7 protein-coding genes are annotated in these 5,400 nt (G+C 51.0%); all 7 read right to left on the bottom strand.

The window, feature by feature from the left end; genetic code table 11:
* A partial coding sequence (locus tag OCV62_RS17595) for a CHC2 zinc finger domain-containing protein (protein WP_262588286.1) occupies positions 1–946 on the bottom strand: 946 nt, incomplete at its 3' end.
* Positions 947–952: 6 nt separating this feature from the next.
* Entirely contained in the window at positions 953–1,231 is a 279-nt protein-coding gene (locus OCV62_RS17590; protein ID WP_173720327.1) for an immunoglobulin, read from the bottom strand.
* Entirely contained in the window at positions 1,228–3,327 is a 2,100-nt protein-coding gene (locus OCV62_RS17585; RefSeq protein WP_262588283.1) for a type IA DNA topoisomerase, read from the bottom strand. Before OCV62_RS17585 ends, OCV62_RS17590 begins: the two co-directional genes overlap by 4 nt.
* Positions 3,308–4,000: a conjugal transfer protein TraG gene (locus tag OCV62_RS17580; protein WP_262588282.1), complete on the bottom strand. Its 693-nt coding sequence runs from the start codon at positions 3,998–4,000 to the stop codon at positions 3,308–3,310. Before OCV62_RS17580 ends, OCV62_RS17585 begins: the two co-directional genes overlap by 20 nt.
* Positions 3,997–4,191 (bottom strand): hypothetical protein, encoded by a 195-nt coding sequence (locus tag OCV62_RS17575; RefSeq protein ID WP_262588280.1) that lies wholly within the window; start codon positions 4,189–4,191, stop codon positions 3,997–3,999. Before OCV62_RS17575 ends, OCV62_RS17580 begins: the two co-directional genes overlap by 4 nt.
* Positions 4,188–4,952 carry a DUF4366 domain-containing protein gene (locus OCV62_RS17570; protein WP_262588278.1) on the bottom strand — a complete coding sequence of 255 codons (765 nt, stop codon included), beginning with the start codon at positions 4,950–4,952 and terminating at the stop codon, positions 4,188–4,190. The genes OCV62_RS17575 and OCV62_RS17570 overlap by 4 nt, the downstream gene beginning before the upstream one ends.
* Positions 4,942–5,199 (bottom strand): DUF4315 family protein, encoded by a 258-nt coding sequence (locus OCV62_RS17565; protein WP_004798053.1) that lies wholly within the window; start codon positions 5,197–5,199, stop codon positions 4,942–4,944. Before OCV62_RS17565 ends, OCV62_RS17570 begins: the two co-directional genes overlap by 11 nt.
* Positions 5,200–5,400 lie beyond the last annotated feature (201 nt).

Below are 5,400 nucleotides of genomic sequence, written 5' to 3'. Positions count from 1 at the left end.
TCTCAATTTCTTTTTCCTCTGTGACGATCTTTCCGTCTTTATCCAGAATCGGAGCCTTGGTATCTGGGTCCAGCTTCTGCTCCTCGATTTTCTTCTTGTACGGTGTCGGGGCAATGATGGTAATGCCATGCTCGCCCTTTTTTACATGACGCTCAAACTGGTCTTTCCACTTATTGTATCCGGCTACCAAAGTGGCGTCCGGCTTCTGCATATAGATGAGCATGGTGTTGTTTACCGAATAGCGGTGAAATCGGGACATGACGGACAGATAACGCATATACTTTTCGCTTTCAAACAGTTCTTTGATACCCTGCTCGATGCCATCTGTGATTTCCCTTAGCCGTTCTCGATTGGTGGGTTTATTCTCAGCCATGATTTTCAATCTCCTTTCCAAGTGTGTGATTTCTGCTGTGTGTTCTGCAATCCATGCCTTTTGTTCTTCTTCACTTTCATAAAGAAAAAGGTCCAGCAGGTACTCTACATAGGGTTTCTTCTGGATTGCTTCCACAAAGCGGGGGTGCGGTTCTTCCTCCGGTGTCCTGGGAGAACGGTCGGCTTCCCATTTTTTCAGCAGATAGTAGTAATCGGACAGTACGCGGTAACAGCGCTGTCGATCCTCCCGAAACTTCTGTGCCTCGGTTTTTTGCCGGACATATCTCCTGCGGGGAGGGGCCTGACTGTCATAGATCAGGCCAAAGTCCTGTGCCAGTTTCTCCGCCGCTTCTTTTTGGGAGAGGTCAAAGAGCTTTGCGGTAAAGTCGATCACATCCCCATCTTCACCGCAGCCAAAGCAGTGGAATCGCTGGTCTACCTTCATGCTGGGGTTCTTATCATCGTGAAAAGGACAGCAGGCCATGCCATTTCGCCTGACTTTTATCCCATAAAACTCTGCCGCTTCTCTGGTGCTGACTGACAGCTTGACTGCTTCAAATACATTCTCTGCCATGTGCCTTTAACTGCTGGGCTTTCTCACTGGAGGCTGGTATCCGGCAGCTTTCGCACGCTCACTGGCAGCTTTGCGGCGTTCTGCGCTGTATGGCTCCCTGACTGATACACACCGCTTGGGGACGGTAAAGTTATGGGCATCCTTTCGGGTGATCTGGTCGGGGTGCTTTTTTGCCAGCAGTTCCAGCTTCTCCATCAGATGGGGATCGTGGGTGTAGACCTCAGCCATTGGTTCTGCCTGGTTATAGAGGAGAATGGTTTCCCGTTCCACTAAAGAGAGCTTCATCGGCTGCCTCCTTTCCGCTGATCAAATTCCAGCTTGAAATTGGCATACTGTCCATCGTCCTCCAAAACCACAGTGGCATCGTAGGTCTTGCCGGTTTTCTCCGAATATAGCCCCGTCACATGGACACAGCCATCGTTCAGCAGCGCAGACACCACAGCTTTGGTCGGCTGTTTTTTCTTGGCAGCCCACCATTTGTTGTTTTTCCAGATTGCAAATTTACAAGAATCATTCTGACAGAAGAAGCCTTTTTGCAGTTCTGCAACTTCACCGCCGCAGCGAGGGCATTTGCCCACCACCTCACGGGGCGGAGTGAACAGGTACTCGGTTCCCTTGATGACCTGATAAGTTCCCACCAGGTCTTTCAGCATGGTGCTGATCCCGTCCAGAAACTCCTCTGGGGCAAGCTGCCCGCGCTCGATCTCGCCCAGGCGGTACTCCCACTCGGCAGTCAGAAGCGGCGATTGCAGCTGTTCCGGCAGAACGGTGATCAGGGAAACTGCATCGTGGGAAGGGAGAAGCTGCACCGTTTTCCTGCTCTTTTTTCGTTCCAGAAAACCGGCAGATACCAGCTTTTCCAAAATACCGGCACGGGTGGCCGGTGTCCCCAAACCCTTTCGTTCGGCATCTTCTGGCATATCCTCTTTCCCGGCAGTCTCCATCGCGGACAATAGGGTGTCCTCCGTAAAGTGCTGGGGCGGACTGCTTTTGCCTTCTTTGACGATTGCAGCAGCAACCGAAAGGGTCTGTCCTTCGGTCAGCTCCGGCATGGCTTTCTCTGCGCCCTCTTTTTTCGGCTCTGCATCCTTCATTTTGGCACGGTAAGCGTCCTCCAGTGTTTTCCATCCGGGGTGCTTCACCGTTTTTCCTTTAGCGGTAAACTTCCCATCGGCACACGCTGCAATCACAACGGTTTCCGAATAGATATGGGGCTGGGCTACGGCGCACAGCAGACGCAGGGCCACCAGCTCCAGCACCGCTTTTTCTCCCGCAGGAAGGGCAGAAAGGTCTGCATCCTTGAGATTTCTGGTAGGGATTACTGCGTGGTGGTCGGTTACTTTCTTGTCGTTGATGACTGTCTGCGGATCACAGGTAATGGCGATCCCTTTGCGAAACGGCATAGCATTGGCAACCAAATTCACCAGCACCGGCAGGCTGTCTGCCATATCACCGGTCAGATAGCGACTGTCAGTACGGGGATAGGTACAGAGCTTCTTTTCATACAGGCTTTGCAGATAGTCCAGAGTCTGCTGGGCTGTAAATCCAAGCAGGCGGTTGGCATCTCTTTGCAGAGTAGTCAGGTCATAGAGGGCAGGCGGCTTTTCGGACTTTTCCTTGCACTCCACTTTTTTGATTGTGACAGCTGCACCCTGACAGGCTTTTTTCAGCTGCTCTGCGCTTGCTCGGTCACTCATGCGCTCCCCGGATACGGTAAGACCGGGCAGCTCCAGCGCCACGGTATAAAAGGGAACCGGCTTAAAGGTGTCGATCTCAGCTTCTCGCTGAACAATCAGCGCCAGCGTTGGAGACATCACGCGCCCGATGTTGAGGGTGCGGTGGTACAGCACGGAAAAAAGCCTTGTGGCATTGATCCCTACCAGCCAGTCGGCCTTGGCACGGCAGAGAGCAGCATCCCGAAGTCCATCATAATCTACACCTGGGCGCAGGTTTGCAAAGCCCTCCCTTATGGCGGAGTCCTCCATCGAAGAAATCCAGAGCCTTTTCATCGGCTTTTGGCAGCCTGCCAGCTCATAGACGCTGCGGAAGATCAGCTCGCCCTCGCGTCCGGCATCACAGGCATTTACTACCTCCGTCACATCCGGGGCATTCATCAGCTTTTTGAGAATATCAAACTGCTTTTTCTTATCCTTTCCCACTACCATCTGCCAATGCTCCGGCAGGATAGGCAGGTCATCATATCGCCACTTGGCATACTTGGGGTCATAGCTGTCTGCATCTGTAAGGCCAGCCAGATGGCCCACGCACCAGCTGACACGCCAACCGTTACCCTCCAGATACCCGTCCTTACGAGCAGTTGCACCGATTACCGCAGCCAGACTTTGTGCAACCGATGGTTTTTCAGCAATCACCAATTTCATAATCTTCAGCCTCCCATTCTTCCCGCACAGGTGTGTGCAGTTTTTTCTCTATGCTGTTTTCTTCATCCAGTAGCAGGTTATAACCAAACCGGTAGTCATAGCGGTACAGTTTCCCCAGCAGGTCATTGATGATGATACGGCAAGCCAAAATGACACGGGTTTTATCCACCTGCATCAGCTGGTAGCGTTGATAATTGCTGTAATATTCTTCGTGACGGCGGGTATTGCAGGCGGCATCTTCAAGTAAACTATCTACTGCATCCTGACAACCATCTTCTTTTTCCCCTTCCATGCAGTTCAGAAGTTCCATCATCAAAGGAAAGCTCTGTTCATCCATAGGAGCTTCTGCTGCAAGAAAACCGATCAAAGCGGATAAGAGCAGACGAGCCGCCGTCTGTTCTTGTTCCGTCAGCACGGCCATTGTTTTCTCCGCATTTGGCAGGATCTTTTCTTCCACAAAATCTGCCGCATCGTCGGAACAAAGCTGACGGATAGAATCTATGGACAATGAAACTGTCATGGTATCTAAGGAGAAATCAAAGGGGTCATCTTGCTTTGGCTTTCTCCGAAGTTTGTTTAACATGGTAGAAAGAATGTCGCCGCCAAAATACACGGCGATCACCAGCAGGTCAAAAACAGCAATCAGCTTGATAAATATAATCAGAACACTCATTTTTTTCGTTTCCTTTCTTTGAGCCAGCGTTCCATCTCACGATGGCAGATACCTACGCAGGGACTTCCATAATTCCCGCAACCATAACAGGGGTGGTTGTAAGGTAAAGAAGGAGGACGGGAAGTTTCCTTCCCGCCCTCCGGCCTGCGTGTCATCATGCGTTCATAGGGACTGTCTGTGAATCGGGTCATTTCACGCTGTCCTCGTCATCTTCTTCTGTGCTGCCCCCGTCAGCGTCCGGCTCGTCCGACTCCTCATCCTCGGTTTCCCATTCCTCGGAATCTTCCTCGCCATAATCATAATCGTCCAGACTGTCATTGCCCTTGGTCTTAGGCTTGTTCTTAACGAGCTTCAAGTAGGCAAATACGCCACCGCCACCAAGCAGAGCCAGCAAAAGGACCAGCGCAGCCGGGTTCAATCCGGCAGGCTTCTCTTTTTCCGGCTCCGATGTTTCTGCCGGAGGTTCCGGTGCTTTGCCCGTACATTTACTCTTATCAGTTGCGCAGACCGGGCAGGCCGTATTGACTGCCCCTGCTTCACATTTTGTTGAACAGCTACACACAGCAGCCGGCTCCTCTTTGACATTTTCATCTTCCATCAGTGCCATCAAATCCGCTTCATCCACCTGGTTCAGAAAGTGAACAGCAGTCTTTTTATCCTCATTAGCCCTGTCGATCAAAATGTAAAAATAGTTGCCAGCCTTGGTGGTAACGGTAATGAGCTGCTTATTGCCACCAAAATCATCCACCAGAGCGGCATTGCCATCTGGTGTAAGTGCCGGTGCCGGTTCTGCTTCTTCCACAATCACATTGCTGTCATTGGTAGAATCCTCTGCCGGTGCCGCCGGAGCCTGTTCTGACCCCTGTGCGAAAGCAGGGATCGTAAAGCCAAATGCCACAACCATTGTCAGGCAAAGGGCAGAAAGTGTTTTGCAAATTCTTTTATTCTTCATAAGCGGTAGCCTCCTGATTATTTGATTCCGGCAGTGCCGTATCTCTGCCATGGTTCATTCCACCGGAAAGCATAGCGTTCAGCTGTGCTGGAGTCATGCGTAACGCACGAACCATCTGAACGATTTCCAGATTCTCTGCCTCCGTTTTCTGTGCTTCCAAGGTCTTGAGCTTTTCCTGATATTCCGCAATCTTCTCACGGGTTTTCTCAATTTCCTGGTCGATACGTTCAATTTTGTTTTTTGCCATAACCGTTCACTCCTTTCCACAAAGTCTGTTACCAGTTCATCAGGCCGTAGCCCTTAATACTTTGATAATTCAGGTCATAACTTTTGATCTTGCAGGCATCGCCGGAATTTCCCTCCACCGTATAAACACGGCTGCCATCCGTACCGATCACGATACCCACATGGTCTGCTGTCCCATCCAAATCCCAATCAAAGAAAATTG

Origin of the sequence: Gallintestinimicrobium propionicum, from assembly GCF_025567525.1 — a bacterium.
Lineage (GTDB): Bacteria > Bacillota > Clostridia > Lachnospirales > Lachnospiraceae > Gallintestinimicrobium > Gallintestinimicrobium propionicum.
This window is presented reverse-complemented; position numbering and strand designations above follow the sequence as displayed.

Bases quoted from the DNA above. Each gene is read 5' to 3' on its own strand.
- OCV62_RS17590 (WP_173720327.1), bottom strand. From the start codon at position 1,231: ATGAAGCTCTCTTTAGTGGAACGGGAAACCATTCTCCTCTATAACCAG.
- OCV62_RS17585 (WP_262588283.1), bottom strand. From the start codon at position 3,327: ATGAAATTGGTGATTGCTGAAAAACCATCGGTTGCACAAAGTCTGGCT.
- OCV62_RS17580 (WP_262588282.1), bottom strand. From the start codon at position 4,000: ATGAGTGTTCTGATTATATTTATCAAGCTGATTGCTGTTTTTGACCTG.
- OCV62_RS17575 (WP_262588280.1), bottom strand. From the start codon at position 4,191: ATGACCCGATTCACAGACAGTCCCTATGAACGCATGATGACACGCAGG.
- OCV62_RS17570 (WP_262588278.1), bottom strand. From the start codon at position 4,952: ATGAAGAATAAAAGAATTTGCAAAACACTTTCTGCCCTTTGCCTGACA.
- OCV62_RS17565 (WP_004798053.1), bottom strand. From the start codon at position 5,199: ATGGCAAAAAACAAAATTGAACGTATCGACCAGGAAATTGAGAAAACC.